Below are 318 nucleotides of genomic sequence, written 5' to 3'. Positions count from 1 at the left end.
GGCACCGTCTGGCAAAAGCTGGCGCGGCGCGAGACCTGGGTGCGGGTGGCCCAGAGTTTTGTCATGGACTGGTCCATGTTGTGGAAAGACCTGGCTCTCGGCTTCCTGATCGCCGGCGCGCTCTCCGTCTTCGTGCCGGATGGCGTGTGGCAGGCGCTGTTCGTCAAAGGCGCCACCCCCTGGATACAGGTGCCGGCCAATGCCCTGCTTGGGCCGATGGTGGCCGTGCTCTCCTTCGTCTGCTCGATCGGCAACGTGCCCATGGCGGCCGTGCTCTGGGGAGCGGGCGTCAGCTTCGGCGGCGTTCTGGCGTTCCTC

The 318-nt window shown here is 67.0% G+C and carries 1 protein-coding gene; it reads left to right on the top strand.

Features of this window, described 5'->3' with window-relative positions:
- The coding region (locus R5H29_RS18805; protein ID WP_332329607.1) for a permease at positions 1–318 on the top strand (318 nt) is incomplete at both ends.

The organism is Stenotrophomonas sp. A3_2, from assembly GCF_036624925.1.
Taxonomy (GTDB): Bacteria; Pseudomonadota; Gammaproteobacteria; order Xanthomonadales; family Xanthomonadaceae; genus Stenotrophomonas; species Stenotrophomonas hibiscicola.
Note: the sequence above shows the minus strand (reverse complement) of the source record. Positions and strands in the feature narration are given on the sequence as shown.